The 26,915-nt window shown below is 66.6% G+C and carries 28 protein-coding genes; 9 read left to right on the forward strand and 19 right to left on the reverse strand.

Features of this window, described 5'->3' with window-relative positions:
• Positions 1-11 precede the first annotated feature (11 nt).
• The 3 genes from AC1D2O_RS03445 to AC1D2O_RS03455 form a co-directional block, all read right to left on the reverse strand.
• Positions 12-1,397 (reverse strand): aldehyde dehydrogenase family protein, encoded by a 1,386-nt coding sequence (locus AC1D2O_RS03445; protein ID WP_478156173.1) that lies wholly within the window; start codon positions 1,395-1,397, stop codon positions 12-14.
• A 168-nt stretch (positions 1,398-1,565) separates the two neighbouring features.
• A complete protein-coding gene (locus AC1D2O_RS03450) occupies positions 1,566-1,934 on the reverse strand; it encodes a response regulator (RefSeq protein ID WP_478156175.1) in 369 nt (122 codons plus the stop codon).
• A gap of 269 nt (positions 1,935-2,203) precedes the next feature.
• Positions 2,204-2,620, reverse strand: a complete 417-nt coding sequence (locus tag AC1D2O_RS03455; protein WP_478090465.1) for a hypothetical protein — start codon at positions 2,618-2,620, stop codon at positions 2,204-2,206.
• 197 nt (positions 2,621-2,817) lie between these two features.
• On the opposite strand from AC1D2O_RS03455, the gene AC1D2O_RS03460 reads away from it, so the two are divergent.
• Positions 2,818-4,083, forward strand: a complete 1,266-nt coding sequence (locus tag AC1D2O_RS03460; RefSeq protein ID WP_478090466.1) for a cation:proton antiporter — start codon at positions 2,818-2,820, stop codon at positions 4,081-4,083.
• A 28-nt stretch (positions 4,084-4,111) separates the two neighbouring features.
• Here the strand turns inward: AC1D2O_RS03460 and AC1D2O_RS03465 are convergent, their stop codons facing one another.
• Together AC1D2O_RS03465 and AC1D2O_RS03470 are read right to left on the reverse strand one after the other, a co-directional pair.
• On the reverse strand, positions 4,112-6,073 hold the full coding sequence (locus AC1D2O_RS03465) for an alkyl/aryl-sulfatase (RefSeq protein WP_478156177.1): 1,962 nt from the start codon (positions 6,071-6,073) through the stop codon (positions 4,112-4,114).
• Positions 6,074-6,104: 31 nt separating this feature from the next.
• Positions 6,105-7,715, reverse strand: a complete 1,611-nt coding sequence (locus AC1D2O_RS03470; protein WP_478156179.1) for a GMC family oxidoreductase — start codon at positions 7,713-7,715, stop codon at positions 6,105-6,107.
• A gap of 126 nt (positions 7,716-7,841) precedes the next feature.
• On the opposite strand from AC1D2O_RS03470, the gene AC1D2O_RS03475 reads away from it, so the two are divergent.
• From AC1D2O_RS03475 to AC1D2O_RS03490, 4 genes are all read left to right on the forward strand, one after another.
• A complete protein-coding gene (locus AC1D2O_RS03475) occupies positions 7,842-8,801 on the forward strand; it encodes a LysR family transcriptional regulator (RefSeq protein WP_478156181.1) in 960 nt (319 codons plus the stop codon).
• Between the two features lie 257 nt (positions 8,802-9,058).
• Positions 9,059-10,891, forward strand: coding sequence for an ATP-binding protein (locus tag AC1D2O_RS03480; RefSeq protein WP_478090470.1), 1,833 nt, complete (start codon positions 9,059-9,061; stop codon positions 10,889-10,891).
• Positions 10,892-10,899: 8 nt separating this feature from the next.
• Complete coding sequence (locus tag AC1D2O_RS03485; RefSeq protein ID WP_478090471.1) at positions 10,900-11,514, forward strand: response regulator transcription factor; 615 nt, start codon at positions 10,900-10,902, stop codon at positions 11,512-11,514.
• Between the two features lie 85 nt (positions 11,515-11,599).
• On the forward strand, positions 11,600-11,956 hold the full coding sequence (locus AC1D2O_RS03490; RefSeq protein WP_478090472.1) for a hypothetical protein: 357 nt from the start codon (positions 11,600-11,602) through the stop codon (positions 11,954-11,956).
• Between the two features lie 13 nt (positions 11,957-11,969).
• Here AC1D2O_RS03490 and AC1D2O_RS03495 read toward each other — a convergent pair whose 3' ends face one another.
• Complete coding sequence (locus AC1D2O_RS03495; RefSeq protein ID WP_478090473.1) at positions 11,970-13,049, reverse strand: AraC family transcriptional regulator; 1,080 nt, start codon at positions 13,047-13,049, stop codon at positions 11,970-11,972.
• Positions 13,050-13,188: 139 nt separating this feature from the next.
• On the opposite strand from AC1D2O_RS03495, the gene AC1D2O_RS03500 reads away from it, so the two are divergent.
• Positions 13,189-14,715 (forward strand): coniferyl aldehyde dehydrogenase, encoded by a 1,527-nt coding sequence (locus AC1D2O_RS03500; protein ID WP_478093232.1) that lies wholly within the window; start codon positions 13,189-13,191, stop codon positions 14,713-14,715.
• 12 nt (positions 14,716-14,727) lie between these two features.
• Here the strand turns inward: AC1D2O_RS03500 and AC1D2O_RS03505 are convergent, their stop codons facing one another.
• Entirely contained in the window at positions 14,728-14,880 is a 153-nt protein-coding gene (locus AC1D2O_RS03505) for a hypothetical protein (RefSeq protein WP_478093222.1), read from the reverse strand.
• 354 nt (positions 14,881-15,234) lie between these two features.
• On the opposite strand from AC1D2O_RS03505, the gene AC1D2O_RS03510 reads away from it, so the two are divergent.
• A complete protein-coding gene (locus AC1D2O_RS03510; protein WP_478156183.1) occupies positions 15,235-15,825 on the forward strand; it encodes a hypothetical protein in 591 nt (196 codons plus the stop codon).
• A 150-nt stretch (positions 15,826-15,975) separates the two neighbouring features.
• On the opposite strand, the gene AC1D2O_RS03515 is transcribed toward AC1D2O_RS03510, so the two are convergent.
• The 9 genes from AC1D2O_RS03515 to AC1D2O_RS03555 form a co-directional block, all read right to left on the reverse strand.
• Positions 15,976-16,224, reverse strand: a complete 249-nt coding sequence (locus AC1D2O_RS03515) for a hypothetical protein (protein WP_478093226.1) — start codon at positions 16,222-16,224, stop codon at positions 15,976-15,978.
• Between the two features lie 59 nt (positions 16,225-16,283).
• Complete coding sequence (locus AC1D2O_RS03520) at positions 16,284-16,490, reverse strand: hypothetical protein (RefSeq protein WP_478093228.1); 207 nt, start codon at positions 16,488-16,490, stop codon at positions 16,284-16,286.
• 785 nt (positions 16,491-17,275) lie between these two features.
• A complete protein-coding gene (locus AC1D2O_RS03525) occupies positions 17,276-18,277 on the reverse strand; it encodes a cysteine synthase A (RefSeq protein ID WP_478156259.1) in 1,002 nt (333 codons plus the stop codon).
• Positions 18,278-18,368: 91 nt separating this feature from the next.
• Entirely contained in the window at positions 18,369-19,859 is a 1,491-nt protein-coding gene (locus tag AC1D2O_RS03530) for an arylsulfatase (protein WP_478156185.1), read from the reverse strand.
• A 65-nt stretch (positions 19,860-19,924) separates the two neighbouring features.
• Complete coding sequence (locus AC1D2O_RS03535; protein WP_478091738.1) at positions 19,925-20,323, reverse strand: hypothetical protein; 399 nt, start codon at positions 20,321-20,323, stop codon at positions 19,925-19,927.
• A gap of 12 nt (positions 20,324-20,335) precedes the next feature.
• Complete coding sequence (locus tag AC1D2O_RS03540; protein ID WP_478156187.1) at positions 20,336-20,749, reverse strand: YidH family protein; 414 nt, start codon at positions 20,747-20,749, stop codon at positions 20,336-20,338.
• Between the two features lie 47 nt (positions 20,750-20,796).
• Positions 20,797-21,555 (reverse strand): YfaZ family protein, encoded by a 759-nt coding sequence (locus AC1D2O_RS03545; protein WP_478091743.1) that lies wholly within the window; start codon positions 21,553-21,555, stop codon positions 20,797-20,799.
• A 26-nt stretch (positions 21,556-21,581) separates the two neighbouring features.
• The gene (locus tag AC1D2O_RS03550; RefSeq protein ID WP_478091745.1) at positions 21,582-22,175 is read right to left on the reverse strand and encodes a hypothetical protein; all 594 of its coding nucleotides are present in this window, start codon (positions 22,173-22,175) and stop codon (positions 21,582-21,584) included.
• A 31-nt stretch (positions 22,176-22,206) separates the two neighbouring features.
• On the reverse strand, positions 22,207-23,055 hold the full coding sequence (locus AC1D2O_RS03555) for a DUF2092 domain-containing protein (RefSeq protein ID WP_478156188.1): 849 nt from the start codon (positions 23,053-23,055) through the stop codon (positions 22,207-22,209).
• A gap of 271 nt (positions 23,056-23,326) precedes the next feature.
• On the opposite strand from AC1D2O_RS03555, the gene AC1D2O_RS03560 reads away from it, so the two are divergent.
• Together AC1D2O_RS03560 and AC1D2O_RS03565 are read left to right on the forward strand one after the other, a co-directional pair.
• Positions 23,327-23,689 carry a hypothetical protein gene (locus tag AC1D2O_RS03560; RefSeq protein WP_478091747.1) on the forward strand — a complete coding sequence of 121 codons (363 nt, stop codon included), beginning with the start codon at positions 23,327-23,329 and terminating at the stop codon, positions 23,687-23,689.
• Positions 23,690-23,787: 98 nt separating this feature from the next.
• Positions 23,788-24,369, forward strand: a complete 582-nt coding sequence (locus AC1D2O_RS03565; protein WP_478156190.1) for a BPSL1445 family SYLF domain-containing lipoprotein — start codon at positions 23,788-23,790, stop codon at positions 24,367-24,369.
• A gap of 83 nt (positions 24,370-24,452) precedes the next feature.
• Here the strand turns inward: AC1D2O_RS03565 and AC1D2O_RS03570 are convergent, their stop codons facing one another.
• The 3 genes from AC1D2O_RS03570 to AC1D2O_RS03580 are packed head-to-tail and all read right to left on the reverse strand — an operon-like array spanning position 24,453 to position 26,909.
• The gene (locus tag AC1D2O_RS03570) at positions 24,453-25,649 is read right to left on the reverse strand and encodes a PP2C family protein-serine/threonine phosphatase (protein ID WP_478088421.1); all 1,197 of its coding nucleotides are present in this window, start codon (positions 25,647-25,649) and stop codon (positions 24,453-24,455) included.
• Between the two features lie 31 nt (positions 25,650-25,680).
• Positions 25,681-26,568, reverse strand: a complete 888-nt coding sequence (locus AC1D2O_RS03575; RefSeq protein WP_478088420.1) for a patatin-like phospholipase family protein — start codon at positions 26,566-26,568, stop codon at positions 25,681-25,683.
• On the reverse strand, positions 26,565-26,909 hold the full coding sequence (locus tag AC1D2O_RS03580) for an STAS domain-containing protein (RefSeq protein WP_478088419.1): 345 nt from the start codon (positions 26,907-26,909) through the stop codon (positions 26,565-26,567). The genes AC1D2O_RS03575 and AC1D2O_RS03580 overlap by 4 nt, the downstream gene beginning before the upstream one ends.
• Positions 26,910-26,915 lie beyond the last annotated feature (6 nt).

A 26,915-nucleotide genomic window follows, 5' to 3' on the forward strand; every position in this document is an offset into this window, starting at 1 on the left:
CGACGCGGCGGCTACGGCATCAGCTTGTTGACGACGACGCGCTCGAGAGCGTGCCGGGCGTAAGGCGGATAGCGCACGCCGGGGTCGACGGCGCTGCTGTGGTGGAGCACGCCGCGCGCATTGGTGAAGGCTTCGAAGCCCCAGCGGCCGTGGTACTTGCCCATGCCGGAATTGCCCACGCCGCCGAACGGCAACTCGGGAAAGAGCGGATGGATCGCGCAGTCATTGACTTCGGCGTCGCCGGAGCGCGTGGACGACAGGATCCTGTCCACCACGTCCCTGTCCTCGGCGAAGATGTAGACGCCCAACGGACTCGGCCGGCTGTTGACCCACTGGACGACCGCGTCGACCGACCCGATCTCGAGCACCGGCAGGATGGGGCCGAAGATCTCTTCCTTCATGATCGGCGAATCCACCGCCACGTCCACCAGCACGGTCGGCGCGATGTAGAGCGCGTCGGCATCGGTCTGGCCGCCGGCGACGGCCCGGCCGCTGTCGAGCAGCGCGGCCAGCCGATCGAAGTTGCGACGGTTGATCACACGTCCGTAGTCCGGGCTCTGCTTCGGGTCGTCGCCATAGAACTCGCGGATCGTGTCCTTCAGGTGCTGCACGAATTCATCCTTCACCTCCGGCCATGCCAGCACGTGGTCGGGTGCGGTGCAGATGTGGCCGGAGTTCAGGTAGCGCCCATACGCGATGCGCCGCGCGGCCACCTTGAGGTTGGCCGACGAATGGACGATGGTCGGGTTCTTGCCGCCGAGTTCGAGCACGCACGGCGTCAGGTTCTTCGCGGCCGCCTGGTGCACGATCTTGCCGACCGGCGGACTGCCCGTGAAGAAGATCATGTCCCACTGCTGTGCCAGCAGGGCCGTGGTCTCGGGGACGGCGCCCTCGACGACCGCGACCGCACGCGGATCGAAGTACTCGGGCACCAGCCGCGCCGCCGCGGCGGCGCAATGGGCCGCGACCTCGGAAGGTTTCAGGACGGCGGTGTTGCCCGCGGCCAGTGCCGCCACCAGCGGCCCGAACACCAGCATGAAGGGCTCGTTCCAGGCGCCGATGATCAGCGCCACGCCCAGCGGGTCGCGATTCACCCGGATGTAGCCCGGCTCGAACACCAGCGGCATCGGCTCGTGCAAGGGCTTCATCCACGCGTCGATGTGCTCGAGCGCGTAGGCGGCCTCCTTGGCGCAGTAGTCGACGTCCATCAAGTCGGCATCGTTGACGTTGCGACGCAGGTCTTTCCAGAGCGCGTCGCACAACGCGTCGTGGTGGTCGGTGAACATGGCCCGGACGGACTCGAGCTGGGACTTTCTCCACGCGACCGGGCGCGTATGGCCTTCCAGGAAGAACGCCCGCTGGCTGGCGACGAGGGCGGCGTAGTCGGGCAGGGACATGATGGATGGACCTCGTGCTTTCAGAAAGGCGTCAGACGCGAAGCGCAATCTCGTCGCCCAGCTCGCGGACTGGACCGGAAAGGAGCGAATGATGGGCTTGAGCGCGCGCGTTTGCCAGCCCTGCGGCCACGTACGTGGCGTGGCACACGCTGGAGCGCAGACGCGAGTTCATTTCGGATCCGATCGCGCCCGACGCACCGCGGCGCGCAGTTCGCGCACGCTGACCGGCCGCTCCAGGAAATCGGTCGCCTCCAGTCGCGCGATGTCGACCGCCGTGCGAAACGCCGTGTGCGGGCCCAGGACGATCACGGGCAACGCGATCCCCCGGTGCCTCAACTCACGCACCAGCCTGAGGGTTGCGGCCCCGTCGACATCGGCCGACGCAATCAGGCATTGGCCCGGACCACTCGGCGAGCGGGCCAGCAACGCCTCGCCGTCGTCCACGAAGACCACGGCATCGACGCTTCGCCCGAGCGTCGATTCGATCCAGGCGCGCTCATCCGCCTTGAAACCGACGACGTAGACGGTGGTGGACATGGCTTCGGCGTCTCCCACTGCGTTGGGGGGTGCCGGATCTTCCGCAGTGTGGGGCTTGCGCAGCGATCCGCACGCGATGCGGCCGAGGCGTTCAACACCACGCGCAACGCCTTCAAGCCGCCTCCGTTCACCTGCGTCGAACCGGTTCTCTATGGTGCGACCATCCGGGCGATGCGGCCATCCCGGCGACCACGCAGCACCACGTACGTGGGAGGCCGGCCCGGGACGCGAACACCTGCTCGGCCGCCGCATGCGCCGTCGGCCTGCGGCTAGCGACGGAATCCGACGAATGCGGGGCCGCCCCAGCCGCCCCAGCCGCCCCAGTCCATGGAATTCATCTCGTTCATCTGGGCGGCCTCGAGATTGTTGTTGCTGAGCTGCTTGGCGACGCGCAGCCGCTGGTAGTCCTGGTACTGGGGCAGTCCGCCGACATAGGCGAGGTTGTTCATCGAATCCGGCAGGACGTAGTAGGTGGCGCCCTGGTAGGTGACGGGCGACACCTTGTCCTTGGGGAGCTTCGCGAGCATGGCCTGCTGGTCCGGCTTCGTGGGCGTGATGACCTTGAAGCCGGCGGCAATGGCAAGATTGTCATTGCTGAGCGCCGTGTTGCTGGTGGCGCAGCCGGCGACCAGCACGAACGAAGCCGCGACGGTCAGGTATTTCAATGCGTTGAATCGTTGAGTCATGGTCGTTCACCCAGTGAATAATTTTGAGATGGTCGGCCGGCCCACGCGCCGGCGTCAATCCCGGCAACTACTCAAACCACGTACGTGGACGCGCCGCGCCGACGAGCACGTACGTGGCCGCACAGGGGCCGCGGCTGGCGAAAGCGCGCTCCAATGGGTCCGGGTGCATGGCCGCACTTCGCCACCGGAGAGACGTCATGTCGGTCATCGAAATTGTTCATCGGGCCATCGATCTCCTCCCCTCGCTCGCCCGCTTCGCGGTCATGATGGCGCTGATCCTCGCCATTCCACGCATCTCGCGGGTCCTTCGCATTCCGACGGTCGTGGGATTGCTGTTGAGCGGCGTGCTGCTCGGGCCGCACATGCTCGATGTCTTCCCGCGCGAGCATCCGGTGTCCGCATTCTTCTCCGAGCTCGGCATGCTGCTGCTGATGTTCTTCGCCGGCTGGGAAATCGATCTGGACCTGTTTCGGCAGAAGATCTTCCGCTCGATCGTGTTCGGCGTGGCCACGACCACCCTGCCGCTGCTTCTCGGCACGCTGGTCTCCCTGTGGCTCGGCTACGCGGTCCTGCCGGCGATCGTCATCGGGTCGCTGCTCGCCTCGCACACGCTGCTGGCACTGCCGATCGTCACCAGCCTGGGCGTGCAACGCCAGGAAGCGATCGTGGTCGCGGTCGGCGCGACGATGATGTCGGACACCCTGTCGCTGCTCGTGTTCGCGGTCTGCGTGCCGATGTTCGTCAGCGGCTTCTCGGCGTCGGCGCTGATCCTGCAGGTCGCCGAGATCGTGGCGTTCGTCGTCTTCGTGCTGGCCGGCTTGAGCCGTGCGGCCGGCTACATCTTGAAGAAGGTGGAGAACGACGAGGAGACGTACTTCGTCCTGATGCTCGGCATTCTGGCGCTGACCGCGCTGCTCGCCCAGTACATCAACCTGCCGGGCATCGTCGGCACGTTCATGGCGGGGCTCGCGGTCAACGCGGCCGTGAAGGACAAGCCCGCCAAGTCCAAGCTGGAATTCATGGGCACCACGCTGTTCATTCCGGTCTTCTTCGTCGTCACCGGCTTCCTGATCGATCCGTTCGCACTCGCGCGCAGCCTGTCGGCAGACGCCCTGCTGGCCGTCGGGATCATTGGGGCCCTGCTCCTGGGCAAGTGGATCGCCGCGGAATCCTGCGGGCGGGCCTTCGGCTATGCGCCCGCCGCGCGCAGGACCCAGTGGGCGCTGACCCTGCCCCAGGTCGCCGCGACGCTCGCGGCCGCCCTGGTGGCGACCAAGACCTTCAACGCCGCGGGGCAGCCCTTGCTCGACGCGCGGATGTTCAACGGCGTCCTGCTCATGGTCTTGGCCACCTCCATTCTCGGGCCGCTGCTCGTGCAACGGTTCGCGCCAGCCATGCGGACCGCGCGAGAGAACTCCCGCCCCGGCGGCGCCGGCGCCCGCGACGGGTCATCCGGCGCCTGAGGCCTGAGGGCGGAGCGACCGCAAGGGATCACCGGGTCACGATCGGGAAGGTCCCCGGCGCCTTGTCGATCAGCGACAGGAAGCGCACGAGGTCGATCTTGCTGCCGTCGACCGACAGCTGGTCCGACAGCAGCGTGTCCTTCACGCCCGCGGTGCCGGCCATCATCTTGACGAAGATCGGCTTGGTCAGCGTCAGCGTGGCGTTGGCGTCGGCCGCCGGCGCGGCCTTGCGGTGGTGCAGCACCGAGTTCTCGAGCCAGAGCTGGAAACTCTCGCCGGTGTCGCTGAAGACGAGGTTGATCTTCGTGTCCTTGCCCTCGGCGGCAGGGCCGTCGAGGCCGGCCGCCATGGCCTCGAGGAAGCGCTCGACCGGCGTGTGCGTGAGCATGTCGACGAAGCCCGAGCGATCGACCCCCTTCGTGGGCGGCCCCTGGCGCAGTTCCGCCGCAGCGCTCAGGTAGCTGTTGCGCCAGGTGGCGGCCTCGGCCACGTAGCCAAGCTGTTCGTAGGTGCGCGCGAGCAGCTCGCGGGCGGCCTTGTCGCCGCTGTCGGCGAACACCACATGGTTGAGCAATTCGGCCGCCCACCGGTAGTCGCCCTTGTCGAAGGCGGCATGTGCCGCCTGCAGGGCACGATCGGCGCCGCCGGCCAGCGCCACGTAGCGCTTGGCCGACTCCTGCGGCGGCAGCGGATCGAGGTTCGCCGGATTGCCGTCGTAGGCGCCGAGGTAGAACTGGTAGACCGCCTTGACGTTGTGGCGCAGGTCGCCGTAGTAGCCGCGCGCGCCGAAGTGCGTCTGCAGCGATTTCGGCAGCTTGATCCGGTCGGCGATCTCCCGCGGCGTCAGGCCGGCATTGATCAGGCGCACCGTCTGGTCGTGCGTGTACTTATAGACGTCGCGATGCTTGGTGATGAAGTCGACGATGCGCTGGTGGCCCCAGATCGGCCAGTTGTGCTGGCCGAAATAGACCTCGGCGCCGTCGAGCTGGTCGAGCGCCTGCTGCATGTAGTCGGCCCATTTCAGCGCATCGCGCACCTTGGCGCCGCGCACCGGCAGCAGGTTGTGCATGGTCTGCGCCAGGTTCTCCGCGCCGCCATAGGCCTTCAGCGCCGGAATCGAGAAGGTCATCTCCGCCGGCGCCTCGGCGCCCGGCACGTTGTGGAAGACGAAGCGCACGCCGTCGAGCGTCATCTCCTCGGTCGGCTGCGTGACCAGGACGGTCGGCTCCAGGATGCCGAAGGTGCCATAGCCCACCGCCTTGCCGAGGCCGGTGTCGACCAGACCCTTGGGCGAGCGCTCGAGCTCCTTGCCGAACTGGTAGAACGAGCGCCGACCCATGGCGGTGCCGACCATCACGTTCTCGCTGGTCGCCTCCTCCATGAATCCCGCCGAAGCGACGATCGGCACCTTGCGAGTCGCCGCCTCCTCGGGCGAGATCACGCCCAGCGCACCGCCGAAATGGTCGATGTGGCTGTGCGAGAAGACCACCGCGCTGACCGGCTTGTCGCCCAGGTGCTTGCGCGCGAAGGCCAGCGCCGCGGCGGCGGTCTCCCTGGCCGTCAGCGCGTCGATGACGATCCATCCGGTCTTGCCCTCGACGAGCGTCATGTTGCCCACGTCGAAGCCGCGCAGCTGGTAGAGGCCGTCGGTCACCTTGAACAGCCCGATCTGCGCGTTCAGCTGGGCATGGCGCCACAGGCTGGGGTTGACGGTCGGCGGCGCGGCGCCATCGACGAACTTGAACGCATCGAAGTCGATCAGCACGCGGCCGTCGGGGGCCGTGATCTTGCCTTCGGGGCGCGCGATCAGGCCCCGTCGGGCGTCTTCGAACGCCTGTCGATCGCCGAGCGGCAGGATTTCTTCGAACACCGCGTTGGCCGCGACGGTCGGGGCCGTCGCATCGCCCGTGGGAGCGGCGTTGCGTGGGCCGCAGGCCGCCAGCATGAGAATCAGCGCCGCCGCGAGCGGCGCCTTGAGAGTTGGCTTCATGGGAGAGTCTCCGGGGTCTGGGGTCTGTCTGTCAGTGCGGATGCGCGGTCAAGGCATCGGCGCGGATCATCTCGGCGGCCTTCTCGCCGATCATGATGGTGGGGGCGTTGGTGTTGCCGCCGACGATCGTCGGCATGATCGAGGCGTCGGCGACGCGCAGGCCGGCGATGCCGCGCACGCGCAGCCGCGCGTCGACCACGGCCTGATCGTCCGAACCCATCCTGCAGGTGCCCACCGGGTGGTACTGGGTGTCGGCGCGGGCCCGGATATCGGCGACCAGCGCCTTCGTGTCGCCGGCGGCCACCGGGTACAGCATCGCGCCGCGGATGCCGTCGAAGGGGGCCGATTCGACAATGCGCTGCTGCGCCTGCGCGCCCTTGACCAGCAGCGCCAGGTCGCGCTCGTCCTCGAGAAAACGCGGGTCGATGCGCGGTGCCTGGGCCGGATCGAGGCCCGCGAGCTCGACACTGCCCCGGCTGTGCGGCCGCAGCACGTCGACATGGCAGGAGATGCCATGCCCCAGGTGCTGCTTGCGCGCATGGTCGTCGGCGATGGCCATCACGAACACCAGTTGCAGGTCGGGCACCTCGACCTCGGGGGACGAGCGCAGGAACGCGCCCGACTCGGCGATCGAGCTCGTGATGCGGCCGGTGCGCTTGCGCTTCCATTCGAGCATCGCCGCGCCGACCTGGAGGCCGCCGCGCAACGAGACGCCGAAGGTGCGGCTGTCGCTGCGGGTGCGCCACGTCTGCACGTAGTCGATGTGGTCCTGCAGGTTGCGCCCGACGCCGGGCAGGTCGCGCTGCACCGGAATCCCCATCTGCTGCAGATGGCCCCCGGGACCGATGCCCGACAGCATCAACAATTGCGGCGAACCGAACGCGCCGGCGCTGACGATGACTTCACGCCGCGCCCTCAACTGCTGCGTCGCGCCGCCGTGCAGGTACTCGACGCCGACGGCGCGGCCCGACTCGAGGACGATGCGCGAGGCCACGGCATGGGTCACGACCTGCAAGTTGGGCCGCGCAAGGTGCGGGGTCAGATAGCCCTTCGCGGCACTGCAGCGCTCCCCGTTGCGCTGGGTCACCTGGTACATGAAGGCGCCGAACGGGTCCGGGACGTTGTAGTCGGCGATCGTCGGCACGCCCTGCAGTGCCGCGGCCGCGAGGAAGGCCTTGTTGATCGGGCTGGGACACTGCAGCGCCGCCACGTTCAGCGGGCCCCCCTGGCCATGCCAGGGCGTGCCGCCGAACTGCTCGTTGTGCTCGGCCTTGCGAAAGAGGGGCAGCACCTCGTCGTAGGCCCAGCCCGCATTGCCGAGGCCGGCCCAGTGGTCATAGTCATGGCGGTGCCCGCGCACGTAGAGCATGGCATTGATCGAGCTGCTGCCGCCCAGCGTCTTGCCGCGCGGCTGATAGCCGCGGCGGCCACCCAGGCCCGGCTGCGGCACGGTCTGGTAGGCGTAGTTGTGGATGCGCGTGGGCACCATCGCCACCACGCCGGCCGGCGCGTGGATCAGCACGCTCTTGTCCGGCCCGCCCGTTTCCAGCAGGGCGACCGAAACGCCCGGATCCTCGCTCAGGCGCGAGGCGATCACACATCCGGCCGATCCGGCCCCCACCACCACGTAGTCAAATTCCATCGTTGTCTCTCATCGTTTGTGCCGGCGCATGGATCACGGGGGCCGGTCCGTGGACCCGAAGAATGCCGAAGGGAGATGCATCCGTCCAATGCATAATCAGGAGCCACTCATTGCGTGGAGTGCATAGTGAACCTGCGACAACTCAGTCATCTGATCGCGCTCGCCGAAGAGGGGCGCTTCGTCGCGGCGGCCGACAAGGTTCATCTCAGCCAGGCGGCCTTCAGCCGCAGCATCCAGTCGCTGGAAGAACACTTCGGCCTGCGGCTGTTCGAACGGGGTCCCCAGGGCGCGACGCTGACGCCGGCCGGCCGAACCCTGGTCGAGCGCGCGCGACGCCTGGTCTTCGACAGTCGATGCCTGGAACGCGACGCCCAGTTGCTGCGCCAGGGCGAACTGGGCGAACTCTGCATCGGCATGGGGCCCATACCCGCCGCCATCCTGGTGCCGAGGCTGCTGGCCGATTTGCGCCGCAAGGCCCCGCAGGTGATTGCGCGCGTGCGCAGCGGCAACGTCGACAGCCTGCTCGCCCTGCTCCTGGCCGAGTCGATCGACTTCTTCGTCGCCGATCCGCGTCTGCTCGTTCGCGATGCCCCGCTGGACATGGTGCCGATCATGAAGATCGCCGGGGCGCTGTACTGCCGACCCGACCACCCCTTGCTGCGGGACAAAAGGGYGACGCCGGAGAGCCTGCGCCGCCATGGCATCGGCATGGTCTCGACCAAGCCGGAGCTGTTGTGGATCGTCGCGCAGGCCCTCGGCTTCGAGGATCCCGGGAGGTTTCCGCTGGCGGTCGAATGCGACGACCTGCCCACGCTGGCCAGGCTGGCCCTGGAGGGCGACCTGCTGGCCTTGCTGCCGCACGGGCTGGCAACGGTCCTCGGCATCGACTTGCGTCCGGTACGCATGATCGCGGCCGAAACGACGCTGTTCGCCGATGTTCACGCGATCTGGCTGAAGGGCCGCACCCTCTCGCCCGCGGCCGATCTGGCGATTCGCGAGTGCCAGGCGCTGGGCGCGGACTGGCCCGGTCTGTCCCCGGCGCCTGCGGCGACCCCGCACACATCAAGCTCGTCGCACTCGTCTTGACACGGAAATGTGACAACCCGATGACCGGCGTCGCTCCCCGTCGACGACTGTCGCCATATCCCGAAAGCCGGGTTGACGGTGCGCAAACGAAGTGGCGATGATGCGAATGCGTCGCGATGCATCCGGATCCGATCGGAAATCACCGCAATGCCGCGAGGAGCCTCGGACGTGATCGATCGCGACGGCTCCGGCGCCCCGGGATGGCACGGGGATCATCACGCCGACACACAAGGAGGGTTCCCGCCACGGGCGCCGATATGACGGCCTCAGTCCTTCCATGGGCCTCGCGCCCGCCTCCTCGCGACCTGCAGGGCCTGCTGCGCTTCGAGCGCCTGCTGTCGGACCTGTCGGCCACCTTCGTGGCCGTGCCGCTGCACGACATCGACCGCGCCATCGAGGACAGCCTCGCGCGCATCGTGAAGGCCCTCGACATCGACCGGTCGACGCTGACGCGCGTGTTCACGCTGACCGGAAGCGCCCATGTCACGCATTCGTTCTCCAGGGAAGGCATCGCGCAGGTGCAGCACTGCCTCGACGTGCGCGATTCGAATCCGTGGGCGCTTTCGATGGCGATCGCGAACAGGCCGGTCGCCTTTTCGCGCCTCGACGACCTGCCGCCGGAGGCCCGCGTCGACAAGGAGAGCTGGCGCCGGCTCGGCCTGAAATCACACGTCATGATGCCCATCATGGTGGCGGGGCATCTTCAAGGTGCCCTCATCTTCGGCTCCGTTCGGTGCGAGCGCGAATGGTCGGACGAACTTCTCGAGCGGATGCGTCTGCTGGCGGAAATCCTCGGCAGCGCCCTCGCACGCAAGCGCGCGCAGGAAGAACTCGAGCTCGCAATCGGCTTCGAGCGGCTGGCCAGCAGCATCCTGGCCTCCCTGGTGCTGGCCAGACCGGACGAGCAAGGCGAGGCCGTGTTGCACGGATTGCGCGAGATCGGCGAATTCGTGGGTGCCGAGCGGGTCGCCCTCTGGCCGGGGATCGACAGCGACGGGCGCTACGAGCCGGCGCGGCATTGGCATGCCGTAGGGTTCGCGGCACCGCCGGGCACGCACGCAACGGGTTGCCTGCCGTGGCTGGGCAGCCGCGTGGCTGCCGGCCGGGTGGTCCGGCTGACCGGTCTCGCCGAGCTCCCTGCCTCGGCGCATCGGGACCGCGACACCTTGCAGGCACTGGGCATCCGCTCGTTGCTCGTGGTGCCGGTCGCGGGGGAACAGGCGGGCGCCCTCTCGATCGCGACGGTCCGGCGTGAACATGCCTGGCCCGACGCGCTGCTCCCCGGGGTCCAGCTGCTGGCTGAAGTCTTCGGCAGCCTGCATGCCCGCGAATCTGCCGAGCGCCGCCGGCTGGCCGCGGAAGTCGAGGCGGCGCACTGGCGCGAACGACTGGCGCACCTGGTGCGGGTCCACACGGCCGGAGAAATGTCGGTCGCACTGGCCCACGAGATCACACAGCCGCTGGGTGCGATCGAGAATTACGCGCTCGCCGCGCGACGCCGCGCGGGCGAGCGATCGCCCGACATGGTCCGTGTCACGGAACTGCTCGACAAGGTGATCGGCCAGTCGACGCGCGCCGGCGATGTGGTGACGCGAATGCGCAGCATGGTGCAGCGCCACGAACTGGACCCGAAGCCGATCCGCATCGACCAGGCGGTGCGCGAATGCGTCGGCATGGTGAAGCTGGATTGCGATCTTCGCGACATCCGCATCGAGTTGCCGCCGACGGGCCCCCTGCCCGTGGTGGTCGTCGACGAAATCCATGTGCAGCAGGTGGTCCTGAACCTGCTGCGCAATGCGATGGAGGCGATCGAACTGGCGCCGCCCGCCGGTGCCCGGGAGATCAGCATCGCCATCCAGGCCGGCGAACACGACGAGGTGCGGGTCGATATTTCCGACCGCGGCGTCGGCATCCACGAAGGCGACCTGGAGCGCGTCTTCGAATCCTTCTATTCGACCAAGTCCAGCGGTCTCGGGGTGGGCCTGGCGATCTGCCGCAAACTGATCGAGGCCCATGGCGGCAAGCTCTGGGCCTCGCACAATCCCGGCGGCGGGGCGGTGTTCAGCTTCACCCTTCCGCGGCTCCCCTAGCCCACGCCATGGACGAACCGACTGTCTTCATCATCGATGACGACGAGGCCTATCGCGACTCGGTGCGCGAACTGGTGAACTCGATCGGCCTCGCCACCGAGGTCCACAGCTCGGCGCTGGAGTTCCTCGGGACCTTCGATCCGTCGCGGCCCGGCTGCCTCGTGCTCGATGTGCGCATGGCGCGCATGAGCGGGCTCGCGCTGCAGCAGCGCCTGGTCGCGATCGGCGCGCGAATCCCGATCGTCTTCATCAGCGGCCATGGCGACATCACGATGGCGGTCAAGGCGGTCAAGGACGGGGCCGTCGACTTCGTACAGAAGCCCTACCGCGAGCAGCAGTTGCTGGACGCGATCGACGAGGCCTTGCGCCGTGATGCCGGCATGCGGGCGGCGCCGGCCGCCGATGTGCATCAGGGCCTGGCCAAGCGGATCGCCGCCCTGACCGATCGCGAACGCGAGGTGATGTCGCTGGCGCTCAAGGGCTTGCCGAGCAAGGTCATTGCCAAGGAGCTCGCGATCAGTCACCGCACCGTGGAGCAGCATCGCAGCCGGTTGATCGAGAAGCTGAAGGTGAATTCCATCACCGATCTGCTGCGATTGAATCTCGATGCGCCGGACGAATGAGCAGCCGCCGCCCGCCATCCCTGCAGCCACTTGGAACCACGTACGTGGTGAAGGCGGTGGAGACAACGGCCAGGCCCGCCATAGAATGGCCCTGCTCCTCGCACGCCTTATGTCACGACATCGTTTGAGTTTGAAGAAGCCGCTGCTTGCCGCGATGGTTCTCGCGAGCGGGTGGAGTTCGAGCGCCCTGGCCTTCGATGATTTCGAGGGCACGTACGTGAGCGGCGACACCACGATCACGTGGCGAGCGGGCGGCCGTTCGGGCAACGAGTTCCTGTCCAGTCGCTGTCCCGACAAGAAGTTTCGCCACCGCACGCAGCCGGGCGACGCCCATAAAGGCAAGGACTACGCCGTCAAGTCAGACTTCGGGTTCACGAAGCTGGTGGTCACCGGCTCCAGCAAGTGCCTGCCTCCAGGCACCTACCCGCGCGCGGGTCCGTAGGCGCCCCGGCGCTTCAGCCCCGAGGCGCGCGGAAGTACGCCGGGGTCTGGCCGGTCCACTTGCGGAACGCCTTGCGGAAGTTGGACGTATCGGCGAAGCCGCTGCGCTCCGCGATCTCGTCCACCGACAGCTCCGTGCGCTCGAGCAGTTCGATGGCCAGGCGCTTGCGGATGCCGTCGATGATGTCCTGGTAGCACGTGCCTGCATCGACCAGGCGGCGATGCAGCGTGCGCGTCGACACGTGCAGCCGGCTGGCCATCTCGTCCGCCCGCGGCATGCCGCCCGCGCCACGGTTGAGGCAGGCTTCCTTGATCGACTTGACCAGGGTGTCCTCGCCGCCGATGGCTTCGAGCATGCGGGCGCAGAAGTCGGTGGAGAGGCTGGCCGTGAGGGGGTTGGCGTTGGGCAGCGGGAGCCCCAGCAGGCTGGCGTCGAAGTGCATCTGCATGACCTTCGCCTCGAAGCTCACCGGGCAATTCAGAATCTCGGGGTAGCGGCCTGCACAGGCAGGTGCCGGATAGGGCAAGAGCATGCACCGCGGCTGGAACGGTCGCTCGAGCACCCGCCCCAGCAAGGTCAGGATCGAGCTGAACCAGAACTCCGTCGCCAGCGGCAGCAGGTGCCCGAGGTCCAGCACATCCCGCCCTTCGAAGATCGCCAGTTCGCCCTCGACGCGGAACCCTTTCTCCAGCACAGGTCCCGCGAGCCGGACGTGCCGGATGCCGAAAGCCACCGCATCGGCCAGGGTCGCGCTGCTCAGCAGCACATAGCCGAAGACACCAAAGTCCGGAATCCGCTGCCGCTGCCCGGCCAGCAGGCCGATGGCCGGGTCCGGCGACAGGCGCTGCACGTTGTCGAACAGCGCCACCTTCTGGCGCTGCGACAACCGCGCGTTGTGGTCCGTGAGGGCCAGCGGCGAGATCCCCGTGCCTTCGAGCACCGCAGCCGCGTCGACGCCCAGCGCCGCCATCGTCTCGACCAGCGCGGGCAGGCCCAGCGTGCTCTCGGTCGGCGTGTCGAGGTCGCCGCGGCCGTGGCGATGCACCAGGGGCGAGAGGGCCGGGGACGGGCGGGCAGTGGACTTGCTGGGCACGGGGTCTGCTTGGAGGGTTGGCAGATTTTCACCCGAATCTGGCGAGCCGCAACCTGGGCGCCGAGGCCCGGCCCGCCTACAGTCGAGGTCGATGCAGGCGGCGCCGACCCGGGCGCCCATCCAATCACCTGGAGACCGCATGAGCCATACCCTGAACGCGTCGCGCCCCGCGGCGGCCGTCGACCCCGCGTGCGAACGCGTCGCACGCCTCTTCGCTGCACAGCAGGCCGCCTTTGCCGCGGCGCCCTTCCCGGAGGCGGACCAGCGGCGTGCGCACCTGCGCTCGCTCAAGAAGCAGGTTTCGCGCTACCAGGATCTTCTCGCGGAGGCCATGAGCCGCGATTTCGGCTATCGCGCCGAAGCGGAATCGAAGATGCTCGACCTGCTGGGTTCGATGCTCGAACTCAACCATGCGATCTCGCATGTGCGCCGCTGGATGAAGCCGAGCCGCCGCTCGACGGAACTGCTGTTCCTCAGCAACGGCCTCAAGGTCGTCTATCAGCCCAAGGGCGTGGTCGGCGTGATCGTGCCCTGGAACTTCCCGGTCTACCTGGCGCTGGGGCCGATGGTGGCCGCGCTGGCCGCCGGCAACCGGGTGATGGTGAAGATGCCCGAGGTCACGCCGGCCACCAACGCGGTGCTCAAGCGGATGCTCGGCGAAGTGTTCCCCGAGGACCTGGTGGCCGTGGTCGGCGAGGAACTGGTCGACCCCAATGCCTTCACGTCGCTGCCGTTCAACCATATCGTCTTCACCGGATCGCCGGCCATCGGCCGCGTCGTGATGCGCACGGCCGCGGACAACCTCACGCCGGTCACGCTCGAGCTGGGGGGCAAGTCGCCGGCGCTCGTCACCCGCAACTACCCGGTCGCCGACGCCGCCAAGCGCATCACGCACGGGAAGTCGACCAACTGCGGCCAGATCTGCGTCTCGCCCGACTATGCGCTGGTGCCGCGCGAGCATGTCGACGCTTTCGTGGCCGCCGTGCGACGCACCTTCGATCAGTTCTACGACCACACGACGGTGGGCAACGCCGACTACACGGCCATCGTCAACGAGCGGCAGTACCAGCGCCTGAGCGGCCTGCTGGCCGATGCCCGCGCCAAGGGGGCGTCCGTCGTGAGCTGCGCGCCGATGCCCACCGGGGACGGCCGCCAGATGCCGCTTCAGATCATCACCGGCCTCTCGCCCGACATGCGCGTGATGTCGGAGGAACTGTTCGGCCCGATCCTGCCGGTCGTGCCCTACGACACGATGGACGAAGCCATCGCCTTCATCAACGCCCGGCCCCGTCCACTGGCGCTCTACTGCTTCAGCCATGACCGAGCCGAGCGCGACGCGCTGCTGCGCCGAACGCATTCGGGTGGCGTCGCGATCAACGACTGGGGCTGGCAGGTGGTCAACCACGACGCGCCCTTCGGCGGCATCGGCAACTCGGGCATGGGCACCTACCACGGCGTGGAGGGCTTTCGCGAACTCTCCCACGCAAAGACCGTGTTCAAGCGCCAGCGACTGTTCCCCATCGATCTCTTCTACCCGCCCTACGGCACGCTCGTGCAGCGGCTGGCGCTGAAGTTCTTCGTGGGGCGCGCAGACGCCAGCCTGGCGGCCGGGGCGCCCGCCGCTGGGCATGCGACCCGCGCCGGGACCGAGACGATCGGGACCTGAAAACCCCCGGCCCTACTTGGCGGGCGGCATGCCGGGCGTGTTGGGCGGGGCCTGGTACTGGCCTGGCGCCTTGCCCGGGTTGGCGGCTTCGCGGGCGTTGGCGCGCGACTGGCCGGCTTCCGCCGCCTTGCCCGAGCCGATGTTGTCGTTCAGGGGCGAATTCACTTCGTCACCCCCGACCTTCTTGACCTTGTCCTGCGGCCGTGCACATTCCGGGCTCCTCGGTGGGGATTGATCGATGCCTCATTGCCACGAAGATCTCATGCCGGCCCATGCCATGCGCGAGGGTCTGACGAAATCATTCCGGGAACCTCCGCAGGGCAATTCAACCCCGGCGGCCACCTACCTCCACGTACGTGTTCATGCGTGGCCGTCGGGATGGCGCGCGGCCCAGCAGCGGTGAGAATCGGCGGTCGGAGTGCAAGGGATTACTGCGAGGGATGCCCGGCTTGTCGATGTCCCGCGTGGCGAACGCGTTCCGCCTACCTGATCTTCCTGAAAGTGAAAGGAAAACGTGAAATGAAAGCAGCCTACTACCCCCTTCTCGCGTTGGCTTCGGCCCTGGCTTTCACCCCGCCGGCCATGGCGCAGTCGGGCACGCCTTCAGCCGCACCCAAGGTGCTGGATGTCCGGGACATGATGAAAGAGGTCTCGATCTCCGCGCAGGTGACCGCGATCGACCAGAAGAACCGCATCGTGACCCTCAAGGGACCGGAGGGGAATGAATTCGCGGTGATGGTCGACCCGAGGGTCCGGAACCTGGCCCAGGTCAAGGCCGGCGACATGGTCGATGCCACCTACATCCAGTCGGTGGCGCTCGACTTCCAGACGGGCAACGGGATCCGCATGGCGACGACGACGACGGCCGTCGACCGCGCCCAGGTCGGACAGCTCCCCGGCGGGGCGGCGATGAAGCAGACGACGCTGGTGTCGAACATCTGGGCGATCGATCAGGCCAAGGGCACCGTGATGGTTCGGGGTCCGTTCGGTCACTTCACCGAAGTGAAGCTGAAGGACCCGGCCATGCTCAGTGGCGTCAAGGTCGGCGACCAGATGAAGATGACCATCACGCAGGCGATCGCCACTTCGGTGGTGGTGAAGAAGGGCTAGCTGGATCAGCCACTGCCGTGAGCCCGCCTCCTTGAGCGTGAGGCGTAACACCTATGAGAACGTGGTGTTGAGTTCCAGCGTGCTCATTGAGCTGAGCTTGGTCGATTTCTAGTCGCGCGCGGCGGCCACAAGGCCGTCGCACGCGTGACGTCAGGGCCCGGAAAACTCAAATTTGATGCGGCAGGCCACGCAACGCGCTACGACCAGGGGGCCTACGCTGGGGAGCAGTTCCAGGCGCTGAAGGCTGCCGTCAAGGAAGCACTCAGGGCAAGGCAGCGGTTCATCAGGAAATCTCTGTGCCTGATACCACGCGCTCTCCCAAGCGTCGATCACAAACTGCACGGCTCCCTTTTGCCTCAGATAGCCCAGCAGTATGTAGTGCATGCCTTCGGGCGCCATTTCCACCTCCTTCCATCGGAGCACGCAGCATGAAGGTGCTCTCCATTCCTTTCGCGAGCCTACGGCCCGGCATCCAGCTCCTTGATCGCCGCGATGGCTTCGTGCCTCGCCTCGATCAGCGCCTCTTCCTCCGAGCGTGCACCGGACTCGGCAATGTCAACAGTCTTCCGGTCGTCGATCTGGTACGACCAACTCCAGCGCGCGCCGGTTGGCCAGACGTTGATCGTGACTTGGTGGCCGTGGTGTTCAAAGCTGGTGTCGGACATGTGTTTCCTCCAACGAAGAGGACCGACGCATCAAGGACCGCCCCACCCGCCTGTCGACGCCGAGGGCGCGCCCCTCCTGACCATGAGACTCGTCGAATGCCCTCGTCAGGTTCTTCCCGTTTGGGATGAATGCCTCATCCCTTCCTTCGAGTTCGTCTGCTCGCCGACGTGTTCTTCCGACGCGGATCCTCCGGTCGCCATCACGGTGTCGATGTCTCTATTGCGATGTTCCCTCGGCGGAATCAGGGCCGAGGGGTCCTCTGCAGCCAGCTTCGGGTCCTCTGAAAGTTGGGAGTTCTTGCGAGCGCGTGGCATAGGCGGTACCTCCAGACGTTCGGCCTACCGTAGACCTTCGCAGACAACGTTGCAAGTAGGGACGAGCCGCGGAAGGGCCATCGCATGTCGCGTCCTCGAGGAGGCCTGAACCGATGACCCTCGCCCGCTTCAAATCAGCACTGCCGCATGGGCCGTACGAGCGTGAACCCACTTCATGGCCTGCGCTTCAGCGTGCCGGATGGCTTCCGCCTCGGTTCGACAAGTGTCGGCGTCGCTCAGCAAAGACACTCGCCCTTCGCTTGGCCAGGCAAGCCGACGCACGAGGACCGGCCGGTACAAGGCACGGTCCAGACGCTCTGCCGAGCAGAGGAATCGATAGCCCTCGTATACGCGCAACACGCTTCTCGCCATGGTCGGCTCCCGATAGCCAACTTGGGTTGGACATCGGTCACTCCATCAATGTTCCCGATCGCAACACTGGCGATCAGGCCTGCGATTTGGCTAACAGTTCACGCAAGCCACGCCGGAACCGGAAGATTCTTCTCGCGCAGGAAGGCCGGGTTGTACAGCTTCGACTGGTAGCGTGTGCCGGCGTCGGCCAGGATCGTCACGATCGTGTGGCCCGGCCCGAGCTTACGCGCCAGGCGGATGGCGCCGGCCACGTTGATGCCGCTGGAACCACCCAGGCACAGGCCTTCCTCTCGCAGCAGGTCGAACAGCACCGGCAACGCCTCCTGGTCTTCGATCTGATAGGCGTCGTCCATCGGGGCGCCTTCCAGGTTGCCCGTGATGCGGCTCTGGCCGATGCCTTCGGTGATCGAGCTGCCGCTGCTGCGCAATTCGCCGTGCTTGATGTAGTTGTACATCGCGGCGCCCATCGGATCGGCGGCGGCGATCACGACACCCGGCTTGCGTTCCTTCAGGTACTGGCCGACGCCGGCCAGCGTGCCGCCTGTGCCGATCGAGCAGATGAAGCCGTCGATCCGGCCGTCCGTCTGCTGCCAGATCTCAGGGCCGGTCGAGCGGAAGTGGCCATCCCGGTTGGACAGGTTGTCCCACTGGTTCGCATAGAGCACGCCATGGGGCTCGCTGTGCGCGAGCTCTGCCGCGAGGCGTTCGGCCACGTGCACGTAGTTGTTCGGATCGCTGTAGGGCACCGCGGGCACCTCGCGCAGCTCGGCTCCGTACAGGCGAAGCGCGTCCTTCTTCTCCTGACTCTGTGTCAGTGGGATCACGATCACCGTGCGGTACCCGCGGGCGTTGCCCACCAGCGCAAGGCCGATGCCGGTATTGCCGGCCGTGCCCTCGACGATCACGCCTCCCGGCTGCAGGTCGCCGCGCGCTTCGGCATCAAGCACGATATAGAGCGCTGCGCGATCCTTGACCGATCCGCCGGGATTCATGAACTCGGCCTTGCCGAGAATCGCGCAGCCGGTCAGCTCGGAGGCCTTGCGCAACCTGATGAGCGGTGTATGGCCCACCGCCTGGATGAAACTTTCACGCACGTCCATGATGAAGGAGGATAGTCTGCGCGTCCGGGCGTTCCAGGTACCCGCGGCCCGCATCAGACTACCCGCAGAAAGGTCTTTGGCCGGGCGTCCCTCAATGCGCGGCGCTGGAGGATTCCTGCAATTTCCGCATGAGTTCGTCCAGGTTGAACGCGGCCGGCTTCTGGCGCGGTGGAAACTTCTCGAACGCTTCCATCTGCTGCGCGACCGCGCCCTGCATCGCGTAGACGATGTAGGCGTGCGAAATGACCCAGTCCCAGTAGGTGTTCGAGTTCTCGTCGGCCCGCTCGAACGGATCGCGGCGCAGGTGGAACATCTTGGGGGCCCGGTACTTGACGAAGGGCTCGAACCAGCACTGCAGCGTCTTGGCGCGCTGCTCCATCAGCACGACCTTCCAGTCGTGCATGCGGATCGCCATGATGTCCCCGTCATCGCTGATGTAGAAGAACGACTGCCTCGGGCTCTCCTGCACCTGGCCGCTCAGGTACGGCAGCATGTTGTAGCCGTCGATGTGCACCTTGAAGCTCTTCTCGCCGACCTTGCAGCCTTCGAGCAGCTTCTCCTTGACATCGTCTTCGCCGACCGCAGCCAGAAGCGTCGGCAGCCAGTCCTGGTGCGACACGATGCCGTTGATGACCGTGCCGGCCTTGAATTTTCCGGGCCAGCGCACGAAGCACGGCACGCGCCAGCCGCCTTCCCAGTTGGTGTTCTTCTCGGCCCTGTAGGGCGTGATGCCCGCGTCGGGCCAGCTGTTGTAGTGCGGGCCGTTGTCGGTGGAGTACATCACGATCGTGTCTTCAGTGATGCCCAGTTCGTCGAGCTTGTCGAGCATCTGCCCGATGTGCTCGTCGTGCGCGACCATCACGTCGTTGTAGTCGCCCTGCCCGCCGCTCTTTCCCTTGTGCTTTTCCGCGCAATGCGTCCTGAAATGCATCGCCGTGGTGTTGTACCAGAGGAAGAAAGGCTTGCCGTCGGCGTGGCACTTGTCGATGAAGTTGAGCGCCTTCCCGGTCGTTTCGTCGTCGATGGTTTCCATGCGCTTCTTCGTCAGCGCGCCGGTGTTCTCGATCGTCTGTCCGCCCTTGCCGTCGGCCAGGCAATGCAGCACGCCGCGCGGGCCGAAGCGCTTCTTGAACGCGGGATCCTTCGGATAGTCCGGATCCTCGGGCTCTTCTTCGGCGTTGAGGTGGTAGAGATTGCCGAAGAACTCGTCGAAACCATGCATCGTGGGCAGGTACTCGTCCTTGTCGCCGAGGTGGTTCTTGCCGAACTGGCCGCAGGTGTAGCCGTGCGGCTTCAGCATCTCGGCGATGGTCGGGTCTTCCGCGTGCAGCCCGACCGACGCCCCGGGCATGCCGACCTTCGTCAGCCCGGTCCTGATGGGGTTCTGGCCGGTGATGAACGCGGCCCGGCCCGCCGTGCAGCTTTGCTGCGCGTAGTAGTCGGTGAACGCAACCCCCTCGTTGGCGACGCGGTCGATGTTCGGCGTACGGTAGCCCATCTGACCCCGGCTGTTGTAGCTGATGTTCCACCAACCCACGTCATCGCCCCAGAGAATCAGGATGTTGGGCTTTTTCGTCGTCATGCTTCTTCCTCAACGTTGGAGAGGCGCCAGGTCACCTCGAAAAAAATTGCTCCTGGGAATGTGCGTCAGAGATGCGGCCGCCGGCGCAGGATGAGATTCACCAGGCTGCGAAATACCAGATAAGGCAGGACCGCCAGGACCACCGCGACCATCACGGCCTCGCCCGGATAGACCCAGCGCACCGAGATGAACTGGTAGACGGCGTCCATGACGATGGCCACGATGAAGACCTTCCCGATGTGATGCCAACCTTCGCGCAGCAGGGCCTTGCGTTGCACCCGGTCGCGCATGAGCGCCCACATGTAGAGCGGTCGCCCGTCCCGCGCGTCCTGTCTTCCGGCCCTGAAGGCGAAGAAGGCCGCAACAGCCGGCTGGAGAACGAAGCGGAAAGCCAGCGGCGCATGCCGGCCGCTCGTGATGTCGTCCCAGATACGCATCCAGACATCCAGCATCACGTCCCACATGGTCGATTCACCTCAAAGCAGCCTGAAGGCGATGCCGGCAAAGATGAACAGTCCCGCCACGGACATGACCAGCGCCATGACCAAGGAAGGCTGCATGATGCGAAGCCGGCTGTTCTCGCGCAGGTGCTTGAGCCGCAGCCAGTACTCGATCGTTCCCATCACCATGGCCACGGTGCCCAGGCCGGTGAGGAACAGGCCCATGTCGCGTGGCATCTCGGCCTTGATGGTGTGGACAGCTTCGTGCTGGAGCCCCTCGATGACCTTGTAGATGGTGAAGCCGAAGCTGATCATGGACAGCGCCGTCCTCACCCATGCCATGAGCGATCGGTCCGCGGCCATGATGGTCCGTTCGACGGCCAGTTCGGTGTTGAACTGCGCCAGCTCGCCGGATGTCTTCGCCGGCGGCGTGCCCGTTTCCGGCTTCACCGTCGGAGGCGTTGGGGAACTGTCTTTCGTGTCCATCGCCGGTTCGGTCAGAACTTGAAGCCGGCGCCCGCGAACAGGCCGCCGAGCGCCACCTTGCTGAGGAGCCCATCGTCGCTCTTGAAGTTCAGGTAGCGGTAGCCGAACTTGAACGAGACGGTGGGTGAGTACTGGTAGCTGGCTCCCGCGATGGCTTCCCAACTCGACGTCGAACTTCCCCAGCCCGTGTCGAGGTAGCCAAGCAGCGACCACTTGTCGTTGATCGGCGCGATCACGCGCGCGCCGATGATGCCGTTCCAGAAGCTGATCGAATCGTGGAGCCCCGGGCCGGGCAGGTTCGGGGCAATATTCAAATCGGTCTTGGCGTTCACGTAGCGCCCGCCCGCCAGGACATCGACTGCGACGGAACTGTCGAACACCCGATAGAGGCCGGCCAGGGTGTAGATCTGCTGCTCGTAGTCGACGTCCAGACCCAAGGGGGCGCCGAAGGTCGGCTGCCGGGAGACGCCGAGCTTCACGTATTGCATGTCGAGCAGCCCACCCCAGGGGCCCTTGCGGGCCTCGAGCGTACCCATCGCGCCGAAATCGAGTGCGCCCAGCACGCTCGAGGAACTCACGTGCGTGGTGCTCCGGGGCGTCAGGCCGAAGCGAAGATCCGACGAAACCCCGGCCGCCCAGAGGTACGGAATGAACTCGAACTGCCATGCATCGGCCGGCAGGACCGTCTGCCCGGCGGCCGAGAGACAGGTCAGCGCCGCGGCCAGCCCGCCGGCATTCTTCAGGGAGCGCGAGTACGTCGATTTGCGCATGGTGTTGACCGATCGATGGTTCGAATTCAGGGCGCCGGGACCACGCTGTAGTACACGCCGTTGGCGCCGAACGAGGGCCTGAACCAGGAGTTGCCGACCTGGTAGTAGGTGACGCCTGCGCGATCCACATAGACCGCGCCTGTCGGCAGCGTGGAGAAGTTGGCGCCCAAGGGGTAGGCCGGCAGCGTGCTGGCCCGCGCCAACGCAGCGCCGGCCACCGCGCCCGCCGCCAGCCCGACGGCGGCACCCGCAGCGACCGCAGCGCCGCAGTCGTAATAGCAGCCCGGGTGGTAGTACGGCACGCCCACCGGCCGGTAGTACGGCGCATAGCCTCCATAACCGTAGGCCGGTGGTCGATAGGTGGTGAAGCCGCCGGCCGTGGTGTGCACGGCCCCCATGCCGTAGGCGCCGGTGGTGGTTCCCCCATAGCGGTTGGTGTGGGTGGTTCCGCCGTACCAGCTGTGCGAGGTGCTGCCGCCGAACGCGTTGTCGTGGGTGAATCCGCCGAATCCGCCCATCGTGCGGCCGCCCCAGGCGTTCGCCCGCGCCCAGGCCGAGGCGGAGGTGTGGAATCCCGTGGCCAGCAGTGCCGCGGCGAGCCAGGGAAGGATGGTTGTCATCGGTTTCATCTCGAGCGTCCTTCCGCGTCCTTCATGGCGCCTTGCCCGCCTTGCCGGTCCTTGCCTTGGCGRCCGCCGCGGGTGGCTGCGGCGCGGCGAACGGAATCTTCCTCGCGTTGGCCGCGTTGACCGAGGCGAAGGCCTCCGCCGCCACGACCGGGTCGAGCTTCCAGTTCGAGAGATCCACCTGGTGGCGCAGCAGCAGCGGGTCGCCGCGGTAGGTGGCACGCAACCTGCGCGGCAGCTTGTCGTCGGCGCCGATCCAAATCTGCATGAACAGTTCGTCGCTGGCCACTGCCACCACATCGGTCGCGGTGCCGCCGACCGCCGTGGAGGGGCCGACGTAGAAGGCCTTGGTCAGGCCTTCGGTGAGGTTCTTAAAAGGATCTGCGCCCAACACATCGGCGAAGGGAAAGTAGATCGCGGCATCCTTGAATGCCGCCTCGAGCATGGCATCGATGGTGGGCGGCGCGGGCGCCACGGCGACCAGATTCTCGGAGGGCGCGAAGGCGGTGAAGGTCTTGCCGTCGTAGTAGTACTCCGACGTCTTGCCCTCGCCGCCCGTGATCACCCGCAGCTTGTTCGGCCGCTGCACCAGGACTTCGGAGCTCGTCGTGAAGGCCAGCGGCGGGCCGATGCTGGAGGGGCTTTCATAGGTTGCAACGGCAGTGAACGCCATCGACGACGGTGCGGTGAGGGCGTTGCTCATCGCACGCAACAGGTCCATCACCTTGGCTTCCAGCTCGGGCGCCGGCTTGGCCGACTTGCCTTGGGACGTGGAAGCCTTGGCCGGGGCGCCCTGGCCATTCGCCCCAACGACGAAGCTCAGGCTCGCGGCCAGCAGCAACACCTTGGTGAGGATCTGAAATCGGCTTTTCACTAAATCTCCTTCCGTGGCGCTTCCTTGCCCCGCGCAGCGACATGCGTCGGCGTGGCGCGATCATTGTGGAAGCGCCTGTGCGGCAAATCCAGCCGGGCGGCCACCTACGCCCACGTACGTGGTCCCGCGCGCACGTACGTGGCATACGTGGCCGCCGGGATGACCGCCCGAAACGGGAGTTCCAGAATGCCGGATCGGGGCCACGCGCGGCCATCATGCAAAAGCGGCCCGCATTGGATACCATCTCTGACATTCATTGAGGGGCTTTCTCATGAACAAGCGATCCATCGCAGTCAAGAGCGATGCTGCGCTTCCCGGGGCGGCGCAGCCTGGCGAGTGGGAAGTCGTCGAGCCCCCCCGCCCCGCGACCTTCGGAAGCTTCACCTGGTCTGTCACAAAGGTAACAAGCTCCGCCGGCCGGACCCGCATCAGCGCCCGGACGACCCGTTTGACTGACGGACATCTCGTCTCGGAACGGTTCGACGGCGATCTCGACGGCAGCGCGTTCGAGCGAATGGCCATGCAGGCCCATGCACAGTTCATCGAACAGTGGCGTGCCCTGTTGCGACCGATGAGTTGGCTGTTTCCGTTGCCTCGGGAACGGGATTCGCCCCGCAGGCGAAAAGGGCAATAGGACAGGCGCGTTCCTGCAAGCTCGACACTGGAACCATCCTGATTGCCCGGGCCGAGGCCTGAATTCGCCCAGTGATGTCGTGTGGAAAGGAGTCGATCATGCGTCCCATTCATCGATCAGTCCTGAGCGTCGCCTCGGTCGTCTTGGCGAGTGTCGCGTTCGTCGGCTGCACGACGACACGGCCTGGAGACACGTCGAGCACCGCGTCGTCGCGCGCCTCCATGGAGGCCCAGGTGGATGCCGCACTGTCCAAGTTGTATGCCAGCGTGCCGGGCTCGCGCGAGATGGTGGCGAAGGCCAACGGCGTGCTCGTGTTTCCCGCCGTGGTCGGGGCGAGTTTCGGCGTGGGGGCCGAATACGGTCGCGGCGCGCTGCGCGTGGCCGGCCGTACCGAGTCGTACTACAGCACCACCCTGGGCTCGCTCGGGTTCCAGGCGGGCGCGCAATCCAAGGCGGTCATCTACGTCTTCAACACGAGGGATTCGCTGGACAAGTTTCGCAGCAGCAGCGGCTGGACCGCGGGCGCCGACGCCACCGTCGCGCTCGCGACCCTTGGCGCCACCGGCAACATCGACACCAACACGTTTCAACAGCCCGTGGTCGGATTCGTGCTGACCAACGTGGGGCTCGAGGCCGGCGTCTCGCTGCAAGGAGCCAAGATCAGCAGGATCAACCTGTGATGCGTTTAGCGTGTGACGAAGCGCAGCGGGCGGCGCCCGTACCGTTTCCGTCTTGAACATGCAGGCGGCCTCCGGCGTCCTGTTCATGACCCCGCGGTTCCACGCGCCAGACAGAACAGCGTCACGTCGTCATGCGCCTCGAACGCGCCCACATGCTCCGCCAGTTGCGTGCGCACGCTGTCGACCGTTTCCTGCGCAGAGCCGGCTTGGCGGGCAAGCGCGTGCCCCAGTGCCTCTTCGCCAAAGGGCCCCGACACCCCCCGCGCCTCGGAGGCCCCATCGGTGTACAGGAGCAGCCTGGCGCCAGGCTGCATCGTGAAGGTCTGAACCGTGCAGCGTTTGCCGGCCAGCAGCCCCACCGCCGGCCCTGTGATGTCGAGCCGCGTGATGGTGCCGCCTTCGGCTTGCTGCACGAACGGCGCTTCATGGCCGGCATTGAGGTAGTGCATGCGCCCGCTGTCGGGCTCCAGCAGTGCGAAGAACAAGGTGGCGAACATGTTCTCGTGCCCGTGCACGGTGGCGATGTAGTCATTGGCGAACGCCACGCTGCGCACGAGCGTCGCGGGAGGAGATTCCTCGAGCGTCGCCTGGCAGGCCATCGCGCGCAGCAGCGTGCGGAACAGCGCCATGTAGAGCGCCGCACCCACGCCCTTGTCGCACACGTCGGCGACCACGAGAGCGAGCGCGCCTCCGGGCAGCGAATAGGCATCGTAGAAGTCGCCGCCGACCTGTCGGGCCGGCGTACAGCTGGCGCCCAGCGACCATCCCGCCAGGCTCGGCAGCTCCGCGGGCAGGAAGCCCTGCTGGATCCGCTGGCCGATCTCCAATTCGCGTGAGAGCGCCTGCAGCAGCTGGCTCTTTTGATCCTGCAGGCGCTTCTTGGCCAGCGACGATTCGACGCGCGCCTGCAGCACCACGGGGTTGAAGGGCTTGGGCAGGTAGTCGTCGGCCCCCAGCTCGAGGCAACGCACGACGCTCTCGCTCTCGTCGATGGCCGAGACCATCACCACGGGCAACTGCGCCGTCAGGGGGTCGGCCCGGATGCGTCGCAGGGTTTCGTAGCCGTCCAACTCGGGCATGGTGATGTCCAGCAGCACCAGGTCCCAGTCCTGCTGACGCAGCTTGTCGAGTGCATCGCGTCCGTTGACGGCGATGCCCGCCTCGTGGCCCAGGCGTTGGACGCGGCGTGCCAGGAGGTCGCGATTGAGCTCGAGGTCGTCGACCACCAGGATGCGCATCGGGCGTTCCACGTGCTCCGTCGGCGTCAGCTTGGAAAGCATGCCAGGGGCCCTCTTGATGTCAGCCGCGCCCTCAGGCTGCGACAGCTTCGAGGCGTTCGCGATGGGCATCGAGCAGCGCGTGAAGGTAGGGCATTTGCTGCAAGGCGGCTTGCTCGCCCTCTTCGATGATGTGGGGCACCTTGTCGGTGTCGAACAGGCGCACGCGTTGCTTGAACTGCGGCAGGATCAGGATCAGTTCCGAGTGGTGCGCCGCGCTCTGGAAGGCCAGGCGTGACTTGAGCAGATTGTTCGCGAGGATCGCGCTGAGCTGGGCCGCAAAGCGCCCGGCACTGCGGATGTTCTCCTGGTACGGGCTCTCGAAGCCCACCGCGACGATCACGCGGCTGCCGTTCTTCATCGCCACGCTGATCGGCAGCGGGTCGGCCAGGTAGCCGTCGATCAGAAGCCGGCCGTCCAGCTTCACGGGCCGGAACGCCAGGGGCAGCGAAACGCTGGCGCGAATCGCATCGACCAGGTCGCCACGGGTGATGTCGACCAGTTCGCCGTTCTGGAAGTCGGTGGCCGTGATGTGGAGCGGAATCGGCGTGTCCTCGATGCGCCGTTGCCCGAACACGTCGCGAAAGGCCGAGAGCATCGGGCCATCGTCGCGCAAGCCGAAACTGTCCGGCCGAAAACCGAAGAGCTTGGGGGCCAGCAGGCGCAGAACGCCCATGTTGCTGCGCTTGGAAGTCATCTTGCGGGTCCAGGTACGCAGGGTGATGTCCGTCATCCTGGCGGCGTCGAAACCGAGGGCCACCCCGGCCGCGAACAAGGCGCCGCCGCTGCAGCCGACCACGCGTTCGATGCCTATGCCCGCGTCGGTGAGCGCCTTGACCACACCGATGGCGGCCGCGCACTTGACGCTGCCCGAGCCGATCACCAGCGTGACCGCAGGCCCCTGAACCGGCGCGCGTTTCATGCGGCCTCCGCGAAGCTCTCCACCGCGTGGCGCACGTCGGGGAAGATGTTGAGAATGCTGGTGAAGCCGGAGATCTCGAGCACCCGCTGGACCTGAGGCTGCACCGCAGCCACACGCAGGTCGCCGCCGGCGAGGCGACAGCTCTTGACGGTGCCAAGCAGGGATCTCAGGCCGGCGCTGCTGGTGTAGTTCACCAGCGAGAAATCGGCCACCAGACGGACGTTGCCCCGGGAAATCGACTCCGCAAAGAGCTGGGTCAATTCGTCGGCGTTGAAGCTGTCGACGCTGCCTGTGATGGCCAGGACGAATATGGTGTCGTGTTGTGTGATGGCGATCTGCATGTGCTT

The organism is Variovorax sp. P1_G12 (assembly GCF_056405555.1).

Excerpts from the sequence above, each read along its gene's own strand:
- AC1D2O_RS03445 (WP_478156173.1), bottom strand. The coding sequence starts at position 1,397 with ATGTCCCTGCCCGACTACGCCGCCCTCGTCGCCAGCCAGCGGGCGTTC.
- AC1D2O_RS03450 (WP_478156175.1), bottom strand. The coding sequence starts at position 1,934 with ATGTCCACCACCGTCTACGTCGTCGGTTTCAAGGCGGATGAGCGCGCC.
- AC1D2O_RS03455 (WP_478090465.1), bottom strand. The coding sequence starts at position 2,620 with ATGACTCAACGATTCAACGCATTGAAATACCTGACCGTCGCGGCTTCG.
- AC1D2O_RS03460 (WP_478090466.1), top strand. The coding sequence starts at position 2,818 with ATGTCGGTCATCGAAATTGTTCATCGGGCCATCGATCTCCTCCCCTCG.
- AC1D2O_RS03465 (WP_478156177.1), bottom strand. The coding sequence starts at position 6,073 with ATGAAGCCAACTCTCAAGGCGCCGCTCGCGGCGGCGCTGATTCTCATG.
- AC1D2O_RS03470 (WP_478156179.1), bottom strand. The coding sequence starts at position 7,715 with ATGGAATTTGACTACGTGGTGGTGGGGGCCGGATCGGCCGGATGTGTG.
- AC1D2O_RS03480 (WP_478090470.1), top strand. The coding sequence starts at position 9,059 with ATGACGGCCTCAGTCCTTCCATGGGCCTCGCGCCCGCCTCCTCGCGAC.
- AC1D2O_RS03485 (WP_478090471.1), top strand. The coding sequence starts at position 10,900 with ATGGACGAACCGACTGTCTTCATCATCGATGACGACGAGGCCTATCGC.
- AC1D2O_RS03490 (WP_478090472.1), top strand. The coding sequence starts at position 11,600 with ATGGCCCTGCTCCTCGCACGCCTTATGTCACGACATCGTTTGAGTTTG.
- AC1D2O_RS03500 (WP_478093232.1), top strand. The coding sequence starts at position 13,189 with ATGAGCCATACCCTGAACGCGTCGCGCCCCGCGGCGGCCGTCGACCCC.
- AC1D2O_RS03510 (WP_478156183.1), top strand. The coding sequence starts at position 15,235 with ATGAAAGCAGCCTACTACCCCCTTCTCGCGTTGGCTTCGGCCCTGGCT.
- AC1D2O_RS03515 (WP_478093226.1), bottom strand. The coding sequence starts at position 16,224 with ATGGCGCCCGAAGGCATGCACTACATACTGCTGGGCTATCTGAGGCAA.
- AC1D2O_RS03520 (WP_478093228.1), bottom strand. The coding sequence starts at position 16,490 with ATGTCCGACACCAGCTTTGAACACCACGGCCACCAAGTCACGATCAAC.
- AC1D2O_RS03525 (WP_478156259.1), bottom strand. The coding sequence starts at position 18,277 with ATGGACGTGCGTGAAAGTTTCATCCAGGCGGTGGGCCATACACCGCTC.
- AC1D2O_RS03530 (WP_478156185.1), bottom strand. The coding sequence starts at position 19,859 with ATGACGACGAAAAAGCCCAACATCCTGATTCTCTGGGGCGATGACGTG.
- AC1D2O_RS03535 (WP_478091738.1), bottom strand. The coding sequence starts at position 20,323 with ATGTGGGACGTGATGCTGGATGTCTGGATGCGTATCTGGGACGACATC.
- AC1D2O_RS03545 (WP_478091743.1), bottom strand. The coding sequence starts at position 21,555 with ATGCGCAAATCGACGTACTCGCGCTCCCTGAAGAATGCCGGCGGGCTG.
- AC1D2O_RS03550 (WP_478091745.1), bottom strand. The coding sequence starts at position 22,175 with ATGACAACCATCCTTCCCTGGCTCGCCGCGGCACTGCTGGCCACGGGA.
- AC1D2O_RS03560 (WP_478091747.1), top strand. The coding sequence starts at position 23,327 with ATGAACAAGCGATCCATCGCAGTCAAGAGCGATGCTGCGCTTCCCGGG.
- AC1D2O_RS03565 (WP_478156190.1), top strand. The coding sequence starts at position 23,788 with ATGCGTCCCATTCATCGATCAGTCCTGAGCGTCGCCTCGGTCGTCTTG.
- AC1D2O_RS03570 (WP_478088421.1), bottom strand. The coding sequence starts at position 25,649 with ATGCTTTCCAAGCTGACGCCGACGGAGCACGTGGAACGCCCGATGCGC.
- AC1D2O_RS03575 (WP_478088420.1), bottom strand. The coding sequence starts at position 26,568 with ATGAAACGCGCGCCGGTTCAGGGGCCTGCGGTCACGCTGGTGATCGGC.
- AC1D2O_RS03580 (WP_478088419.1), bottom strand. The coding sequence starts at position 26,909 with ATGCAGATCGCCATCACACAACACGACACCATATTCGTCCTGGCCATC.